The 16,356-nt window shown below is 67.5% G+C and carries 14 protein-coding genes; 8 read left to right on the top strand and 6 right to left on the bottom strand.

The genetic code is table 11. The features are described from left to right. Window positions 1–16 precede the first annotated feature (16 nt). Together ACWC94_RS06210 and ACWC94_RS06205 are read right to left on the bottom strand one after the other, a co-directional pair. On the bottom strand, window positions 17–1,099 hold the full coding sequence (locus ACWC94_RS06210) for an inositol-3-phosphate synthase (protein WP_450795195.1): 1,083 nt from the start codon (window positions 1,097–1,099) through the stop codon (window positions 17–19). 43 nt (window positions 1,100–1,142) lie between these two features. Next, window positions 1,143–1,826 carry a helix-turn-helix transcriptional regulator gene (locus ACWC94_RS06205; protein WP_450795193.1) on the bottom strand — a complete coding sequence of 228 codons (684 nt, stop codon included), beginning with the start codon at window positions 1,824–1,826 and terminating at the stop codon, window positions 1,143–1,145. A gap of 396 nt (window positions 1,827–2,222) precedes the next feature. Here ACWC94_RS06205 and ACWC94_RS06200 point away from each other — a divergent pair, with 396 nt between their 5' ends. Beyond that, window positions 2,223–4,898: a transglycosylase domain-containing protein gene (locus ACWC94_RS06200; protein WP_450795192.1), complete on the top strand. Its 2,676-nt coding sequence runs from the start codon at window positions 2,223–2,225 to the stop codon at window positions 4,896–4,898. Window positions 4,899–5,027: 129 nt separating this feature from the next. Then, a complete protein-coding gene (locus tag ACWC94_RS06195; protein WP_450795191.1) occupies window positions 5,028–6,560 on the top strand; it encodes a glycosyltransferase family 87 protein in 1,533 nt (510 codons plus the stop codon). Window positions 6,561–6,638: 78 nt separating this feature from the next. Here the strand turns inward: ACWC94_RS06195 and ACWC94_RS06190 are convergent, their stop codons facing one another. From ACWC94_RS06190 to ACWC94_RS06180, 3 genes are all read right to left on the bottom strand, one after another. Beyond that, window positions 6,639–7,670 carry an alanine racemase gene (locus ACWC94_RS06190; RefSeq protein WP_450795190.1) on the bottom strand — a complete coding sequence of 344 codons (1,032 nt, stop codon included), beginning with the start codon at window positions 7,668–7,670 and terminating at the stop codon, window positions 6,639–6,641. A gap of 82 nt (window positions 7,671–7,752) precedes the next feature. Next, on the bottom strand, window positions 7,753–8,874 hold the full coding sequence (gene femX, locus ACWC94_RS06185; RefSeq protein ID WP_031164375.1) for a peptidoglycan bridge formation glycyltransferase FemX: 1,122 nt from the start codon (window positions 8,872–8,874) through the stop codon (window positions 7,753–7,755). 179 nt (window positions 8,875–9,053) lie between these two features. Then, window positions 9,054–9,371, bottom strand: a complete 318-nt coding sequence (locus tag ACWC94_RS06180) for a hypothetical protein (RefSeq protein WP_450795189.1) — start codon at window positions 9,369–9,371, stop codon at window positions 9,054–9,056. A 271-nt stretch (window positions 9,372–9,642) separates the two neighbouring features. Between ACWC94_RS06180 and rpsF the strand changes: the two genes are divergently transcribed. The 4 genes from rpsF (at window position 9,643) to rplI (ending at window position 11,349) form a co-directional block, all read left to right on the top strand. After that, entirely contained in the window at window positions 9,643–9,933 is a 291-nt protein-coding gene (gene rpsF / locus ACWC94_RS06175) for a 30S ribosomal protein S6 (protein ID WP_009189556.1), read from the top strand. A 75-nt stretch (window positions 9,934–10,008) separates the two neighbouring features. Continuing rightward, entirely contained in the window at window positions 10,009–10,590 is a 582-nt protein-coding gene (locus ACWC94_RS06170; RefSeq protein WP_450795188.1) for a single-stranded DNA-binding protein, read from the top strand. A gap of 57 nt (window positions 10,591–10,647) precedes the next feature. Beyond that, the gene (gene rpsR, locus ACWC94_RS06165; RefSeq protein ID WP_003949403.1) at window positions 10,648–10,884 is read left to right on the top strand and encodes a 30S ribosomal protein S18; all 237 of its coding nucleotides are present in this window, start codon (window positions 10,648–10,650) and stop codon (window positions 10,882–10,884) included. An 18-nt stretch (window positions 10,885–10,902) separates the two neighbouring features. Further along, entirely contained in the window at window positions 10,903–11,349 is a 447-nt protein-coding gene (rplI, locus tag ACWC94_RS06160) for a 50S ribosomal protein L9 (RefSeq protein ID WP_450795187.1), read from the top strand. 155 nt (window positions 11,350–11,504) lie between these two features. On the opposite strand, the gene ACWC94_RS06155 is transcribed toward rplI, so the two are convergent. Beyond that, window positions 11,505–12,842 carry an MATE family efflux transporter gene (locus tag ACWC94_RS06155; protein ID WP_450795186.1) on the bottom strand — a complete coding sequence of 446 codons (1,338 nt, stop codon included), beginning with the start codon at window positions 12,840–12,842 and terminating at the stop codon, window positions 11,505–11,507. A gap of 482 nt (window positions 12,843–13,324) precedes the next feature. On the opposite strand from ACWC94_RS06155, the gene dnaB reads away from it, so the two are divergent. Both dnaB and ACWC94_RS06145 read left to right on the top strand, forming a co-directional pair. After that, the gene (dnaB, locus tag ACWC94_RS06150) at window positions 13,325–14,806 is read left to right on the top strand and encodes a replicative DNA helicase (RefSeq protein WP_450795185.1); all 1,482 of its coding nucleotides are present in this window, start codon (window positions 13,325–13,327) and stop codon (window positions 14,804–14,806) included. Between the two features lie 122 nt (window positions 14,807–14,928). After that, the gene (locus tag ACWC94_RS06145; RefSeq protein ID WP_450795184.1) at window positions 14,929–16,314 is read left to right on the top strand and encodes a serine hydrolase domain-containing protein; all 1,386 of its coding nucleotides are present in this window, start codon (window positions 14,929–14,931) and stop codon (window positions 16,312–16,314) included. The last annotated feature ends 42 nt before the right edge of the window (window positions 16,315–16,356 follow it).

Below are 16,356 nucleotides of genomic sequence, written 5' to 3'. Positions count from 1 at the left end.
GATTGCCCTCAGGGCCTCAGCGCTCGACCTCGCCGCGGATGAACTTCTCGACGTTCTCGCGGGCCTCGTCGTCGAAGTACTGGACCGGCGGGGACTTCATGAAGTACGAGGAGGCCGACAGGATCGGGCCGCCGATGCCGCGGTCCTTGGCGATCTTCGCGGCGCGCAGGGCGTCGATGATGACACCCGCGGAGTTCGGGGAGTCCCAGACCTCGAGCTTGTACTCCAGGTTCAGCGGGACGTCACCGAAGGCACGGCCCTCGAGGCGGACGTAGGCCCACTTGCGGTCGTCCAGCCAGGCCACGTAGTCGGACGGGCCGATGTGGACGTTCTTCTCGCCGAGGTCCCGGTCGGGGATCTGGGAGGTGACGGCCTGCGTCTTCGAGATCTTCTTGGACTCCAGGCGCTCACGCTCGAGCATGTTCTTGAAGTCCATGTTGCCGCCGACGTTCAGCTGCATCGTGCGGTCGAGGATGACACCGCGGTCCTCGAACAGCTTCGCCATGACGCGGTGCGTGATGGTGGCGCCGACCTGGGACTTGATGTCGTCACCGACGATCGGCACACCGGCCTCGGTGAACTTGTCCGCCCACTCCTTGGTGCCGGCGATGAAGACCGGGAGGGCGTTGACGAAGGCGACCTTGGCGTCGATGGCGCACTGGGCGTAGAACTTCGCCGCGTCCTCGGAGCCGACCGGCAGGTAGCAGACCAGGACGTCGACCTGCTTGTCCTTCAGGACCTGGACGACGTCGACCGGCTCGGCGTCGGACTCCTCGATGGTCTCGCGGTAGTACTTGCCGAGGCCGTCGAGGGTGTGGCCGCGCTGGACGGTGACACCGGAGGTGGGCACGTCGCAGATCTTGATGGTGTTGTTCTCGGAGGCGCCGATCGCGTCCGCGAGGTCGAGGCCGACCTTCTTGGCGTCCACGTCGAACGCGGCGACGAACTCGATGTCGCGCACGTGGTAGTCACCGAACTGCACGTGCATCAGGCCGGGGACCTTCGACGCCGCGTCGGCGTCCTTGTAGTACTCGACTCCCTGCACCAGCGACGCAGCGCAGTTGCCCACGCCGACGATGGCTACGCGAACCGAACCCATTCCGGTTGCTCCCTGTGTGTACGAGTGAGTCCCTGATTGGGACTCACGTGGCGGTGTCGCCGGGCGTATCCGTCCGGGGGGTGTCCCCGGGACGGGGCAGGCCGCCCGTCGATCCAGTGGTGGTGTCCTGCTGAGCGGACCCCCCGGACACGGAACCCCGCAGGTCCCGTCCGGCCCGCTCGCTCTCGATGAGCTCGTTCAGCCAGCGCACTTCGCGTTCCACGGACTCCATCCCGTGGCGCTGGAGCTCAAGTGTGTAGTCGTCGAGGCGCTCCCGAGTGCGCGCCAGAGAGGCGCGCATCTTCTCCAGGCGCTCCTCCAGACGGCTGCGGCGGCCCTCCAGGACGCGCATGCGCACATCGCGCGACGTCTGCCCGAAGAAGGCGAAGCGTGCGGCGAAGTGCTCGTCCTCATACGCGTCGGGGCCGGTCTGCGAGAGCAGGTCCTCGAAGTGCTCCTTCCCTTCCGCCGTCAGCCGATAGACGATCTTGGCGCGGCGTCCGGCGAGCGGAGCGGCGAGGGCGTCCTCGTGCGTGCTGCCCGGTTCCTCGATCAACCAGCCGTTGGTGACCAGCGTCTTGAGGCAGGGATACAGGGTCCCGTAGCTGAACGCCCGGAACACACCCAGGGAGGTGTTGAGCCGTTTGCGCAGCTCATAGCCGTGCATCGGGGACTCGCGCAGCAGGCCGAGCACGGCGAACTCGAGGATGCCGGAACGTCGGCTCATCGTCGCCTCCTCTCGGTCCCGCTGATCGCTCCCGCGGGTCTCGCAGTACCTCTCAGCGTCTTTATCTCGCGCTGATGTATCGACTCGATACATCACGACGATAGAACGGCCTTCCGCAGGCGACAAGAGTGGCGGTGGTGAACGGGATCACATCACCGATTCATACGATGCAGGTTGCACTTTTTGGGGTGAACTTCAGGGCTCGGCAGGTTTTGGGGATGCGTAGTCTGTGCGGCATGCACACCACCGGGAACCGCGTGACGCCCGGGGAGCGTCGTCGTCCCCGGTGCAGTACGGGTGAATGCAGAACCGACCACATCCGTACTTCGGGGGGACCGGAAACCAGCCGCCGTTCCAGGCGCGCAAGGGTGCGCCTGCCCGAGGAGTAATCGTTCGATGAGCGAGCACCGTCGCAAACCGCCGCAGCCGCAGGGAGGCGGACGTGCCGCGGCCCGACGCGACCCGTCCGGCTCGGCCTCCGGTCGCCGTGCGGCACCGCGGGGCGCCACCGGGTCCCCAGCCGACTCCTATGGGTCCAGTTCCTATGGGTCGGGTGCCAAGGGGCCAGAAGGTGACGAGCGTCCCTACAGTGGCCGTGCCGAGGCCCGCCGGGCGGCGCAGAGAGGCAGTCGCCGCAGAGGCGTGGACAACGCCGGCCCGGGCGGCCGGCGCGGCGCTCCCGGCGGCCCGACCGGTCCCGGGCGCGGCAGGGGCCGTGCGTCGACCGCACCCGGCAAGAAGCGGCTGATCGACTACCCCCGTGCCGGAAGGTACGGCTGGCGCCGCTGGGTGCCCTCCTGGAAGCTTGTCTCCGGGCTCTTCATCGGCTTCGTCGGGAGCCTGGTGGCGCTGGTCGGCGTCAGCTACGCGATGGTCTCGATCCCCAACGAGAACGATGCCGCCAAGTCCCAGAACAACGTCTACTACTGGGCCGACGGCAAGCAGATGGTGGCCACGGGCACGGGCGTCAACCGGCAGAACGTCAGCATCGACCAGATTCCCGATGCCATGCAGTGGGCCGTGATCTCGGCCGAGAACAAGAGTTTCTACCAGGACTCGGGCGTCGACCCCATGGGTATCGCGCGCGCCGTGGTCAACATGGCGCGGGGCGGCCAGACCCAGGGTGGTTCCACGATCACCCAGCAGTACGTCAAGAACACCTATCTGAGCCAGCAGCAGACCGTCACCCGTAAGTTCAAGGAACTGTTCATCTCCATCAAGGTGGGGACGAAGCTCAAGAAGAGCCAGATCCTGCAGGGGTACCTGAACACCTCGTACTTCGGCCGAGGCGCGTACGGCATCCAGGCGGCTGCGCAGACGTACTACGGCAAGAACGCGGTGGACCTGACGCCGAGCCAGTGCGCGGTCCTCGCGGCCCTGCTCAAGGGCCCGACGTACTTCGACCCGGCCGGCAACGCGGACCTCGACGCCTCGGCGACCGCGACGGCCAACAAACAACGCTCGCAGGAACGCTGGAAGTGGATCCTCGAGCAGATGCACAACGATCACCACCTGAGCGACTCCGACTTCCAGAAAGCCATCGCCAAGTACCCCATGCCCGACGGCCGCAAGGCGACCAAGGGGATGACCGGCCAGATCAGCTACCTGGTCGACACGGCGAAGAAGTACGTCCTCGCCCACTCCGACATCACGGAGGCGGATTTCGACCGGGGCGGCTACCAGATCAAGACGACCTTCGACAAGAACAAGGTCAACGAGCTGAGCGCGGCCGTGAAGAAGATCCAGAAGGAGCGGATCGATCCGAAGCGCCGCGACCTGGACAAGTACGTCCAGTTCGGTGCGGCGTCGGTGCGGCCCAACAACGGCGCGATCGTCGCCCTCTACGGCGGTGACGGCTACGAGAACGGCCACTTCACGAACAACGCCGACACCTCCGGTGTCCCGGTCGGTTCGACGTGGAAGCCGTTCGTCCTCGCCGCGGCTATGGAGGACGGGACCTACAGGTCCGAGGGGCAGGGCATTTCCCCGCTGAGCAAGTACAACGGCAACGACCACCTCAAGGTGCTCAACCAGGATGGCAGCCCGGTTCTGAAGAAGGACGGCTCGGTCTTCTACCAGCGCAACGAGAGCGAGCACCAGTGGGGCTACATCACGCTGCGCAAGGCGATGGAGCAGTCCGTCAACACTCCGTTCGTCCAGCTCGGCATGGATGTGGGGTTGACGCACGTCCGTGACCTCGCCCAGGCGTCCGGCATCCTGAAGAACAGCTTCTCCACGCTCAACCCGTCCTTCGCCATCGGTACCTCGACCCCGAGCGCCATCCGCATGGCCGACGCGTACGCGACCTTCGCAGCGTCCGGCAAGCATGCGGACCCGTACTCGGTGACCTCCGTGAAGAAGGACGGCGAGGAGATGCAGGGCTTCACGAAGCCGCAGGTCACCACGGCCATGTCGGCCAACGTGGCGAACAACGTCACAGACGTCCTGCAGAACGTGATCCAGAACGGTACGGGTAAGAACGCCAAGGCTCTGGGCCGTACGGCGGCGGGCAAGACCGGTACCACCGACAGCAACAAGTCGGCCTGGTTCGTCGGCTACACCCAGCAGCTGTCCACATCGGTGGCGATGTTCCGTGAGAACCCGAAGGACCACGAGCTGCTGTCCATGAACGGCACGGCCGGCGTCCCGTCGATCCATGGTGGTGATATCCCGACGTCGGTGTGGACCGAGTACATGAAGGCCGCACTGAGGGGCCAGAACGACCCGGGCTTCCCGGACGCCACCGAGATCGGCAAGGTCCAGGACGAGGCCGGTGCCCCGTCGCCGACCCCGACCGTCAGCATCACGCCGAGCCCGACGCCGAGCGACTCACCGAGCCCGTCGCCCAGCGACACGTCCCCGTCCCCGTCCCCGTCGGCGAGCGACACCTGCCAGTGGAGTTGGGGCAACGCCTGCAACGGAAACGGCAACGGCAACGGTGGCACGGACACGGGTGGTGTGGACGGAGGTACCTCTCCGACACCCAGCGTCACCGACACGACCGGGACCGGCGGAAACACGCGAGGCAACGGCAACGGCAACGGCGGCATCTTCGCAGGCCCGACCGGCTAGCCGCCGCCACCGACCGGTTGGCGGCCATTTCGCCCGCCGCGGGTGTTTCACGTGAAACATGGGCCGCCGCACCTACGAGGTGCGGCGGCCCTCGGCGCTTTCCTAGACAGGTACGGCAGGATGTGGCCCATGCCCAGTGCAGAGATGACGCCCGCGAGCATGCACGAGCCCGAACCCGTGCGGCCCGCCACGGCAGAACCGGTGCGGCCGACCAGTGAGGACGAGATCGCCCGGGCAGGCAGTGAGCTGATCGGCGGTCCGCTGGGGCGGCGCGCCCTGCTCGCGACCTCCTGGTGGACCCCCGTACGGGTCGTCGCGCTCGTGGCGATCGGCATGTTCGCTCTCGGCCTGGTCCAGAAGGCGCCCTGCTATCACAGTGCCTGGTTCTTCGGCGCGAGCAGTCAGTACACGCATGCCTGCTACTCGGACATCCCGCACCTCTACCAGGGGCGTGGGTTCGCCGATCATCTCGTGCCGTACTTCGACAAGCTCTCGGGCGACATGGACTACCTCGAATACCCGGTGCTGACCGGCGTGTTCATGGAGGTGGCGTCCTGGCTGACCCCGCACAGCGGCAGCATCCAGCGCCAGGAGCAGTGGTACTGGTTCGTCAACGCCGGGATGCTGATGGCCTGCGCGGCCGTCATCGCGGTCTGTGTGGCCCGCACCCACCGCCGGCGCCCCTGGGACGGTCTGCTGGTCGCCCTGGCACCCGCCTTCGTGCTCACCGCGACCATCAACTGGGACCTGCTGGCCGTGGCGCTCACGGCCGCCGCGATGCTGATGTGGTCCCGGAGCCGTCCCGTCGCCTTCGGCGTTCTCCTGGGCCTCGCCACGGCCGCCAAGCTCTACCCCGTCTTCCTGCTCGCCCCGCTGTTCGTGCTGTGCTGGCGGGCCGGCAAGTGGCGGGAGTACACCCAGGCCGTGGGCGGGGCGGGGATCGCCTGGCTCGTGGTGAACGCGCCGGTGATGCTCTTCGCCTTCCAGGGCTGGTCGAAGTTCTACACGTTCAGCCAGGAACGGGGCGTCGACTTCGGGTCCTTCTGGCTGGTCTGGGCGCAGAACTCCAGCAACCCGCCCGGAATCGGCTTCGTGAACACCGCTGCCCTGGTGCTGGTGGTGCTGTGCTTCCTCGGCATCGCCGCGCTGACCTTCACCGCCCCGCGCAGGCCGCGCTTCGCGCAGCTGGCCTTCCTGATGGTGGCGGCGTTCATCCTCACCAACAAGGTCTACTCACCGCAGTACGTCCTGTGGCTGGTACCACTGGCGGTCCTGGCCCGGCCCAAGTGGCGTGACTTCCTGATCTGGCAGGCCTGCGAGGTGGCGTACTTCCTGGGCATCTGGATGTATCTCGCCTACACGACCAGCGGAGAAGCCCACAAGGGTCTGCCCACGCACGGCTACCAATGGGCGATCGTGCTGCACCTGGTGGGCACGCTGTACCTGTGCGCCGTCGTCGTGCGGGACATCCTCATGCCGGAGCGGGACGTGGTGCGCCGGTCGGGCGACGACGACCCGTCGGGTGGGGTGCTCGACGGCGCGCCGGACGTCTTCGTGTTCGGCGCGGCAGCCCATCCACCGCGGCACGCCGCCCCCTTCGAGGGCTCTCAGGTGGACTGGGGCAGGCCCGTCCCGCCGTCTCCCGAGGACCGTTCGCTCTGAGCGAACAGGTCGGCGGAAGACCATGAAGAAGGCCGTACACGCACCTGCGTGTACGGCCTCTCGCCGTTCCGGTTCGGCTCAGCGGTCCACGAGCCGGTCGAACTGCGTGGTGGTGTGCCGCAGATGGGCCACCAGCTCGTCGCCGACCTGCGGCTCCGGGGCGTCTGACGGAACGAACAGGATCGACACCTGCATGTGCGGCGGCTCGGCGAACCAGCGCTGCTTGCCGCCCCAGACGAACGGAGAAAGGTTCCGGTTGACCGTGGCGAGGCCGGCCCGTGCGACGCCCTTGGCGCGCGGCATGACGCCGTGCAGGGCCTTCGGGGCCTCCAGGCCCACGCCGTGCGACGTTCCGCCCGCCACGACCACCAGGTAGCCGTCGGAGGCTGCCTTCTGCTGCCGGTAGCCGAACCGGTCGCCCTTGGCCACGCGCGTGACGTCCAGGACGGCACCGCGATACTCGGTCGCCTCGTGGTCCCCCAGCCACAGCCGAGTGCCGATGCGGGCGCGGAACCGTGTCTGCGGGAACTGCTGCTGCAGCCGGGCCAGTTCATCGGCCTTGAGGTGGCTGACGAACATCGTGTGCAGCGGCAGCCGGGCCGCGCGCAGCCGGTCCATCCAGCCGATGACCTCCTCGACGGCGTCCGAACCGTCGGTGCGGTCCAGCGGCAGATGGATGGCGAAGCCCTCCAGCCGGACGTTCTCGATGGCCTGGTGCAGCTGGGGCAGGTCCTGCTCGCTGATGCCGTGGCGCTTCATCGAGGACATCACCTCGATGACGACCCGCGCCCCGACGAGGCCGTACACACCGTCGACCGACGACACGGAGCGCACCACCCGGTCGGGCAGCGGCACGGGCTCCTCGCCGCGCCGGTACGGCGTCAGCACCAGCAGGTCACCGCTGAAGAAGTCCTTGATGCGCGCGGCCTCGTACGTCGTGCCGACCGCGAGCAGGTCCGCGCCCAGCCGCGTGGCCTCCTCCGCCAGCCGTTCGTGCCCGAAGCCGTAGCCGTTGCCCTTGCAGACCGGGACCAGACCCGGGAACTGCTCGTGCACGTGCTTGTGGTGCGCCCGCCAGCGCGCGGTGTCGACGTAGAGCGTGAGCGCCATGGCCGGACCTGGAACCTTTCTCGTGGCTGCGGTGAATCAGAGGTGTGAACGCTGTGGAGCCTATGGAATCAAACGCCCGGGCTCAGCGTCGCGACATGTAGATGTCGAGGGCCTTGTGGAGCAGCTTGTTCAGTGGGAAGTCCCACTCGCCGAGGTACTCGGCGGCCTGCCCGCCGGTGCCGACCTTGAACTGGATCAGACCGAAGAGGTGGTCCGTCTCGTCCAGCGAGTCGGAGATGCCGCGCAGGTCGTAGACGGTGCCGCCGAGCGCGTAGGCGTCGCGCAGCATCCGCCACTGCATCGCGTTCGAGGGCCGGACCTCACGGCCGATGTTGTCGGAGGCACCGTAGGAGTACCAGACGTGTCCGCCGACGATCAGCATCGTCGCTGCGGACAGGTTCACGCCGTTGTGGCGGGCGAAGTACAGCCGCATCCGGTTGGGGTCCTCGGTGTTGAGGGCCGTCCACATGCGCTGGAAGTACGACAGCGGGCGGGGCCGGAAGTGGTCGCGCACCGCCGTGATCTCGTACAGCCGCTGCCACTCGGCCAGGTCCTGGTAGCCGCCCTGGACGACCTCGACGCCGGCCTTCTCGGCCTTCTTGATGTTGCGGCGCCACAGCTGGTTGAAGTTCTTGTGGACCTCTTCCAGGGACCGGTTGGCCAGCGGCACCTGGAAGACATAGCGCGGCTGCACGTCGCCGAAACCGGCGCCGCCGTCCTCGCCCTGCTGCCAGCCCATACGGCGCAGCTTGTCGGCCACCTCGAACGCGCGCGGCTCGATGAAGTCGGCCTCCATGTCGCGCAGACGCTTCACGTCCTGGTCCTGGATGCCCTTCTTGATCGTTTCCGCGTTCCAGCGGCGGATGATCACCGGCGGGCCCATCTTCACGGAGAAGGCGCCCTGCTGCTTCAGGTGCGCCAGCATCGGCTGGATCCAGTCGTCCAGATTCGGCGCGAACCAGTTGATGACCGGGCCCTCGGGGAGATAGGCGAGATAGCGCTTGATCTTGGGCAGCTGGCGGTAGAGGACCAGGCCCGCACCGACCATCTCGCCGGTGCGCTCGTCGAACCAGCCGAGGTTCTCCGAGCGCCACTCCGCCTTCACATCGGCCCAGGCCGGGACCTGCATGTGGCTCGCCGACGGCAGGCTCTGGATGTAGGCCAGATGTTGCTCGCGGCTGATGGTCCTCAGGGTCAGGCTCATGTCGGGGCGCTCCTCGGGCTGGTGTGTCCCCATGGGTACAGGGGCTCCGGCTCTCGCGCCGAAGCCTACTGCGCCTTGCGAACGCCCTGACTGGGCGTACGGGCCTTAGCCCCGGCCGGACGGGCGACCGGGGCGGTTCGCGGTGTTCGAAAAGGCGTGGTGCGGACGTCGTCCGGCGGTCAGCTTCCGATGATTCCGCCGAACAGTCCGCCGTGCGCCATGCTGATCAGGAAACCTACTCCCGCAGCGCCGAGGCCCAGGATCAGAACGAAGCGCTCCCGAGTGGTCACCGAGATCCACTGTCCGTAGATGCCGACGGCGAGACCCACCAGCCCTGTCCACGAGCTGAGCAGGTGGAGGCCGGGGAAGAACGACGTGACGAAGGACAGCACGCCGAGGACGAAGGTCACCGCCATCAGGGTGTCCTGAAGCGGACGGGCCTTGCCGTCCGTGGCGAAGAGGGAACCGGCGACGTTGGGATGCATTGTCTGTGCCATGGGCACCTCCTGCGGAAGGCGGCGCATAGTAGCGCCGTACACACCCGACGTGTACAGGGTGACGGCCTTCCCGCCCGGATTTCAACCGGAAGCGGGTGTGCGGGTAGTCTGTACCGTCTGCACTGGTGTCTGCCCACGCCTGCCCAGGTAACACTGCGGGATCCCTCAGGACCCCCGATTGTCAGTGGCGGCCGATACCGTTGCGTACGCATCACAACCCTCCTGCCACGGAACGACCGTGGCCGCTGAGTCCAAAGGAGGTGGGTTCCACATGCGTCACTACGAGGTGATGGTCATCCTCGACCCCGATCTCGAGGAGCGTTCGGTCTCCCCGCTGATCGAGAACTTCCTGTCCGTCGTCCGTGACGGCGGCGGCAAGGTTGAGAAGGTCGACACCTGGGGCCGTCGTCGTCTCGCCTACGAGATCAAGAAGAAGCCCGAGGGCATCTACTCGGTCATCGACCTGCAGGCCGAGCCTGCGGTCGTCAAGGAGCTCGACCGCCAGATGAACCTGAACGAGTCGGTCCTCCGGACCAAGGTCCTCCGCCCCGAGACCCACTGAGCCCTCCCGCTCAGCTGATCTCGGGATTCGAGTAGCAGCAAGCAGCCAGCAGCAAACCCGCCGAGAGGTTCCCCCATGGCAGGCGAGACCGTCATCACGGTCATCGGCAATCTTGTCGACGACCCCGAGCTGCGCTTCACCCCGTCCGGTGCGGCGGTCGCGAAGTTCCGCGTCGCGTCCACTCCCCGCACCTTCGACCGTCAGACGAACGAGTGGAAGGACGGCGAGAGCCTGTTCCTGACCTGCTCGGTCTGGCGTCAGGCGGCGGAGAACGTCGCCGAATCGCTCCAGCGAGGCATGCGCGTCATCGTGCAGGGCCGGCTGAAGCAGCGGTCCTACGAGGACCGTGAGGGCGTCAAGCGCACGGTCTACGAGCTGGACGTCGAGGAAGTCGGCCCCAGCCTGCGCAACGCCACGGCCAAGGTCACCAAGACCGCCGGTGGCGGCCGCGGTGGCCAGGGTGGTTACGGCGGCGGTGGCGGCCAGCAGGGCGGCGGCTGGGGCGGTGGCTCCGGTGGCGGCCAGCAGGGCGGCGGCGCTCCGGCCGACGACCCGTGGGCGACCGGCGCTCCCGCCGGTGGCGGCCAGCAGGGTGGCGGCAGCTGGGGCGGAGGCTCCGGCGGCGGTGGCGGCTACTCGGACGAGCCCCCCTTCTAGGTCCTCGGACCAAGGGCGGGTCGTACCCCAACTTCTTGATCACACAGGAGAAACACCATGGCGAAGCCGCCTGTGCGCAAGCCGAAGAAGAAGGTCTGCGCTTTCTGCAAGGACAAGGTCACGTACGTGGACTACAAGGACACGAACATGCTGCGGAAGTTCATTTCCGACCGCGGCAAGATCCGTGCCCGCCGCGTGACCGGCAACTGCACGCAGCACCAGCGTGACGTCGCCACGGCCGTCAAGAACAGCCGTGAGATGGCGCTGCTGCCCTACACGTCCACCGCGCGCTAAGGGAAGGGTGACTGAGACATGAAGATCATCCTCACCCACGAGGTCACTGGCCTCGGTGCCGCTGGCGACGTTGTCGACGTCAAGGACGGTTACGCTCGCAACTACCTGATCCCGCGGAAGTTCGCTATCCGCTGGACCAAGGGTGGCGAGAAGGACGTCGAGCAGATCCGTCGTGCTCGCAAGATCCACGAGATCCAGACCATCGAGCAGGCCAACCAGGTCAAGGCCCAGCTCGAGGGCGTGAAGGTCCGCCTGGCCGTCCGCTCCGGCGACGCCGGTCGTCTCTTCGGTTCCGTCACCCCGGCCGACATCGCGTCCGCGATCAAGGCTTCCGGTGGCCCCGAGGTCGACAAGCGCCGCATCGAGCTGTCCGCCCCGATCAAGACCCTGGGCGCCCACGAGACGTCCGTGCGTCTGCACCCCGAGGTTGCCGCCAAGGTCAACATCGAGGTCATCGCGGCCTGATCGCTGCGCTCTGCTTGAGCAGCTCTGAAAGGGGCCGCGCCTTCACGGGCGCGGTCCCTTTCGCATGGGCCGGGTGGGACTCGCACAGGCACAAGATGGAGGAGGACTGCTGTTTCACGTGAAACACGACAGCCGGCTTGTTCCACGTGAAACGGTCAGCGAGTGGCTCCTGTGACGATCCAACGACCGGAGCGGGCGCGTAGCCACAGGGTCAGCATGCGGACAGCCATCATGAGTGTCATCGCAGTCCACAGCGTGGTGAGACCGCCGCCGAACGTGGGGACGAGGAGGGCGAGGGGAGCGAACACCGCCAGGGTGACGACCATCGCCCAGGCCAGATACGGTCCGTCACCCGCGCCCATCAGTACCCCGTCCAACACGAAGACGATGCCGCAGACGGGTTGTGAGAGCGCCACCATCAGCAGTGCGGGCAGTGCCGCGTCCTTGACCACGGGGTCGTTGGTGAACAGTGGCAGGAAGAGCGGCCGGGTGGCCACCACGAGCAGGCCGAGTATCACTCCGGTCGCAATGCCCCACTGGACCATGCGGCGGCAGGCCTCACGCGCTCCTTGGGCGTCCTCCGCGCCGAGATACCGGCCGATGATGGCCTGACCAGCGATCGCTATCGCGTCGAGAGCGAAGGCCAGTAGGGTCCACAGGGACAGGATGATCTGGTGGGCGGCGATGTCGGCGTCGCCCAGATGTGCCGCGACCGCCGTCGCGATCATCAGGATCGCCCGTAGCGACAGCGTGCGGACCAGGAGCGGAACGCCTGCCTGAGCCGAGGCCCGGATGCCGGCGGCATCCGGGCGAAGCGAGGCCTCGTGCCGACGGGCTCCGCGGACGACCACCGTCAGATAGACCGCTGCCATACCGCACTGAGCGATGACCGTGCCCCACGCTGAACCGGCGATGCCGAGCCCGGCGCCGTAGACGAGTCCTGCATTGAGTGCGCCGTTGGCTATGAAGCCTGCGCCGGCGACGTAGAGCGGCGTCCTGGTGTCCTGCAGTCCGCGGAGCACACCCGAAGCGGCGAGGACGATGAGCATGGCCGGGATGCCCAGTGAGGAGATGCGCAGATATGTCGTGGCGTACGGTGCCGCGGTCGTGGAGGCACCGAAGAGGTCCACGATGCCGGGTGCCAGCGGAAACACGACGGCGATGACGGTGATGCCGAGCAGCAGTGCCAGCCAGATGCCGTCCATGCCCTGGCGAATGGCCGCTTGCAGATCGCCGGCGCCGACGCGCCGGGCCACGGCGGCGGTGGTCGCGTAAGCGAGGAAGACGAAGACGCTCACCGCGGTGGTGAGGAGGGCCGAGGCAACGCCGAGGCCGGCGAGCTGAGCGGTCCCGAGATGGCCGACGATGGCGCTGTCCGCCATGACGAAGAGAGGCTCGGCGACGAGGGCGCCGAAGGCCGGGACGGCCAGCGCGATGATCTCTCTGTCGTGCCGCCGACGGGTGACCTCGGGTATCGCGGGAGCCTGTGTCATGAGCACTAATCTAATCGTCCACAGGTAAGTGATGCAATGACTTAGTGACCCTTACCTCAGTTCTCCGGGTGTGTCCTTCGGTGCACCGTTCGACGCGATCTTGGTCCGACTGGGGAAGTTTTTCTTCTGCACAGCCGGTGGACGGTAAAGTTGCAGGTCAGCGCGATTCGGGGAAGGAGAGGGAGGGCTTGTTCACAGGGCTGTCCACCGGGTCGTGCACAGGTTTCGGCGAGTTCTCCACAGCATCGGGGCCGTCGTCCACATGGCCTGTGGATAACCAGATTGGCTGACGGTGCCGACGGGCCTACCGTGGTCCGGCGCCCACTCCTTCCCCAGGCCTGGAAAGCGTCCTTCCCTCGGCCCTGGAATCGTCACAAATCCGACGCGCCGGAACCGGAGTTGGGCCTCTCATTTGTCAGTGCCGTGCCGTACAACAGAGGACACGGCGAGGTCCGCCCTGCGGACGGGGAGGAGGTGGCTCGGTGAGCATTTCCGAGCCCTTGGACGATCCGTGGGCCGATGCCGGGCCCAGTGATCGTCTGCCGGCCTCCCGGCGACGCAGTGACGGCGGTGGCCGGAGCCGTGAGGAGCAGCACGACCGGGGCCGGGAGAACGACTCCTGGGACAGCGGGGGCTCCTCCTTCGAGCGGGTGCCGCCACAGGACCTGGACGCCGAGCAGTCGGTGCTGGGCGGCATGCTGCTGTCGAAGGACGCCATCGCCGACGTCGTGGAGATCCTCAAGGGTCACGACTTCTACAAGCCCGCGCACGAGACGATCTACCAGGCGATCCTGGACGTCTACGCAAAGGGTGAGCCGGCCGACCCGATCACCATCGCTGCCGAACTCACCAAGCGCGGCGAGATCAACAAGGTCGGCGGGGCCGCGTATCTGCACAGTCTCGTCCAGACCGTGCCCACGGCGGCCAACGCCGAGTACTACGCCGAGATCGTCCATGAGCGGGCCGTGCTGCGCCGCCTGGTCGAAGCCGGTACGCGCATCACGCAGATGGGATACGCGGCCGACGGTGACGTGGACGAGATCGTCAACCGCGCCCAGGCCGAGATCTACGCCGTCACCGAGCAGCGCACCAGCGAGGACTATCTGCCGCTCGGCGACATCATGGAGGGCGCCCTCGACGAGATCGAGGCGATCGGCTCGCGCAGCGGCGAGATGACCGGTGTGCCGACCGGCTTCACCGACTTCGATTCGCTGACGAACGGTCTGCACCCGGGCCAGATGATCGTCATCGCGGCCCGCCCCGCCATGGGTAAGTCGACGCTCGCGCTGGACTTCGCGCGGGCCGCCTCGATCAAGAACAACCTCCCGAGTGTCATCTTCTCGCTCGAAATGGGCCGCAATGAGATCGCGATGCGTCTGCTGTCCGCCGAGGCCCGGGTGGCACTGCACCACATGCGGTCCGGCACGATGACCGACGAGGACTGGACCAGGCTCGCCCGCCGTATGCCGGACGTCTCGGCAGCACCGCTCTACATCGACGACTCTCCCAACCTGTCGATGATGGAGATCCGCGCCAAGTGCAGGCGCCTGAAGCAGCGCAACGACCTGAAGCTGGTCGTCATCGACTATCTCCAGCTGATGCAGTCCGGCGGTTCCAAGCGTGCCGAGAGCCGTCAGCAGGAGGTCTCGGACATGTCCCGTAACCTCAAGCTGCTCGCCAAGGAGCTGGAGATCCCGGTCATCGCGCTCTCGCAGCTCAACCGTGGTCCCGAGCAGCGCACCGACAAGAAGCCGATGGTCTCCGACCTGCGTGAGTCCGGCTCCATCGAGCAGGACGCCGACATGGTGATCCTGCTGCACCGCGAGGACGCCTACGAGAAGGAGTCGCCGCGTGCGGGCGAGGCCGACCTGATCGTGGCCAAGCACCGAAACGGTCCCACCGCCACGATCACGGTCGCCTTCCAGGGCCACTACTCCCGCTTCGTGGACATGGCCCAGACCTGATCGCCCCACCAGGTGATCCCGGGCGCTCGGACGGTCAGCCTGTCCGAGCGCGTCGTGCTCCTCGGAGGCCGTCCGCGCAATGAACTGGACGGCCGGTGCTCCACCCGGTGGACACTGGGCCCATGACGACACCTCAGGAAGAGCTGCTGCCCACGACCCGGCGAGCCCTGCTGCACCGGATCGCCGTCGCACAGGCCGAAGGACGGTCGCCGTCGCTGGTCGCGGCCGTCGTCCGGGGCGGCCGGGCCGTGTGGCACGGGGCGCGAACCTCGGTGGACGGCCACGGTCCGGACGAGAACGTGCAGTACCGGATCGGATCCATCACCAAGACCTTCACGGCCGTCCTGGTGATGCGGCTGCGCGACGAGGGCCTGCTCGACCTCGGTGATCTCCTGGAGAAGCATCTCCCGGGTACCGGCGCGGGCGAGGCGACGATCGCGGACCTGCTCGCCCACACCGCGGGGCTGGCGGCCGAGTCGCCCGCCCCCTGGTGGGAGCGCACCCCGGGCACCCTCCGTCCGGAACTGACCAATGTGCTCGGCGAACAGCCCCTGCTGCACCCGGTCGGCCGACGGCACCACTACTCCAACCCCGGTTACACGGTGCTCGGAGCGCTGGTGGAGGAGGTGCGTGGCGCTCCCTGGGAGGAAGTTCTGCGCAGCGAGATCCTCGAGCCGCTCGGTCTGCACCGCACGAGTACGCAACCTGAGGCCCCGCACGCCGGCGGATGGGCCGTGCATCCGTGGGCGGACGCGATGTTGCCGGAGCCGCTGGAGGATCTGGGCAGGATGGCTCCGGCCGGTCAGTTGTGGTCGACCACGGGGGACCTGGCGCGGTTCGCCGCGTTTCTGGCCGCGGGCGACGACCAGGTGCTGAGTGCGGAGTCGGTGCGGCAGATGCGCACGCCTGCGGCGCCCGCGGAGACGGCGGATGTGCTGGACGGGGCCACCTACGGCCTCGGAATGCAGATCCAGCGCCGTGACGGCCGACTTCTCGTCGGGCACTCCGGTTCGCTGCCGGGCTTCCTGGCGAACCTCACCATCTGTGTGGAGGACGACGTGGCGGCAGTGGTGCTCGCCAACTGCACGAGCGGACCGCTGCTCGGAGGCGTTGGTGCGGACCTCGTCCGGATCGTCGCGGAGGCGGAGCCGCGGATCCCGGAACCCTGGCGGCCGCTGCGCGAGGTCGACCCGGCGGTCCTGGACCTGGCCGGCCAGTGGTACTGGGGGACCAACGCCTTCGGCCTGCGGGTGAATGCTGACGGTCTGCTCGCGCTCGGCCCGTTGACCGGCAGTGGCCGGCGGGCTCGCTTCCGCTCGAACGGTGACGGCACCTGGACGGGGTTGGACGGCTACTTCGCCGGAGAGCTGCTGCGGCCCGTACGGCGTCCGGACGGGGCTGTGAGCCACCTCGACCTCGGTTCATTCGTGTTCACGCGGCAGCCGTACGACCCTGAGGCGCCGATCCCGGGTGGAGTGGACCCGGAGGGGTGGCGCGGCGTCCGCTAGGCCCTGAACGGTGCGGTGTGTTTCACGTGAAACACACCCCAC

This window comes from Streptomyces sp. NPDC001135, from assembly GCF_053598395.1.
The sequence above is the reverse complement of the archived record's forward strand: the minus strand, read 5'-3'. Positions and strand labels throughout refer to the sequence as shown.

Excerpts from the sequence above, each read along its gene's own strand:
- rpsF (WP_009189556.1), top strand. The coding sequence starts at position 9,643 with ATGCGTCACTACGAGGTGATGGTCATCCTCGACCCCGATCTCGAGGAG.
- ACWC94_RS06180 (WP_450795189.1), bottom strand. The coding sequence starts at position 9,371 with ATGGCACAGACAATGCATCCCAACGTCGCCGGTTCCCTCTTCGCCACG.
- ACWC94_RS06190 (WP_450795190.1), bottom strand. The coding sequence starts at position 7,670 with ATGGCGCTCACGCTCTACGTCGACACCGCGCGCTGGCGGGCGCACCAC.
- rpsR (WP_003949403.1), top strand. The coding sequence starts at position 10,648 with ATGGCGAAGCCGCCTGTGCGCAAGCCGAAGAAGAAGGTCTGCGCTTTC.
- ACWC94_RS06200 (WP_450795192.1), top strand. The coding sequence starts at position 2,223 with ATGAGCGAGCACCGTCGCAAACCGCCGCAGCCGCAGGGAGGCGGACGT.
- rplI (WP_450795187.1), top strand. The coding sequence starts at position 10,903 with ATGAAGATCATCCTCACCCACGAGGTCACTGGCCTCGGTGCCGCTGGC.
- ACWC94_RS06210 (WP_450795195.1), bottom strand. The coding sequence starts at position 1,099 with ATGGGTTCGGTTCGCGTAGCCATCGTCGGCGTGGGCAACTGCGCTGCG.
- ACWC94_RS06205 (WP_450795193.1), bottom strand. The coding sequence starts at position 1,826 with ATGAGCCGACGTTCCGGCATCCTCGAGTTCGCCGTGCTCGGCCTGCTG.
- ACWC94_RS06145 (WP_450795184.1), top strand. The coding sequence starts at position 14,929 with ATGACGACACCTCAGGAAGAGCTGCTGCCCACGACCCGGCGAGCCCTG.
- femX (WP_031164375.1), bottom strand. The coding sequence starts at position 8,874 with ATGAGCCTGACCCTGAGGACCATCAGCCGCGAGCAACATCTGGCCTAC.
- ACWC94_RS06170 (WP_450795188.1), top strand. The coding sequence starts at position 10,009 with ATGGCAGGCGAGACCGTCATCACGGTCATCGGCAATCTTGTCGACGAC.
- ACWC94_RS06155 (WP_450795186.1), bottom strand. The coding sequence starts at position 12,842 with ATGACACAGGCTCCCGCGATACCCGAGGTCACCCGTCGGCGGCACGAC.
- ACWC94_RS06195 (WP_450795191.1), top strand. The coding sequence starts at position 5,028 with ATGCCCAGTGCAGAGATGACGCCCGCGAGCATGCACGAGCCCGAACCC.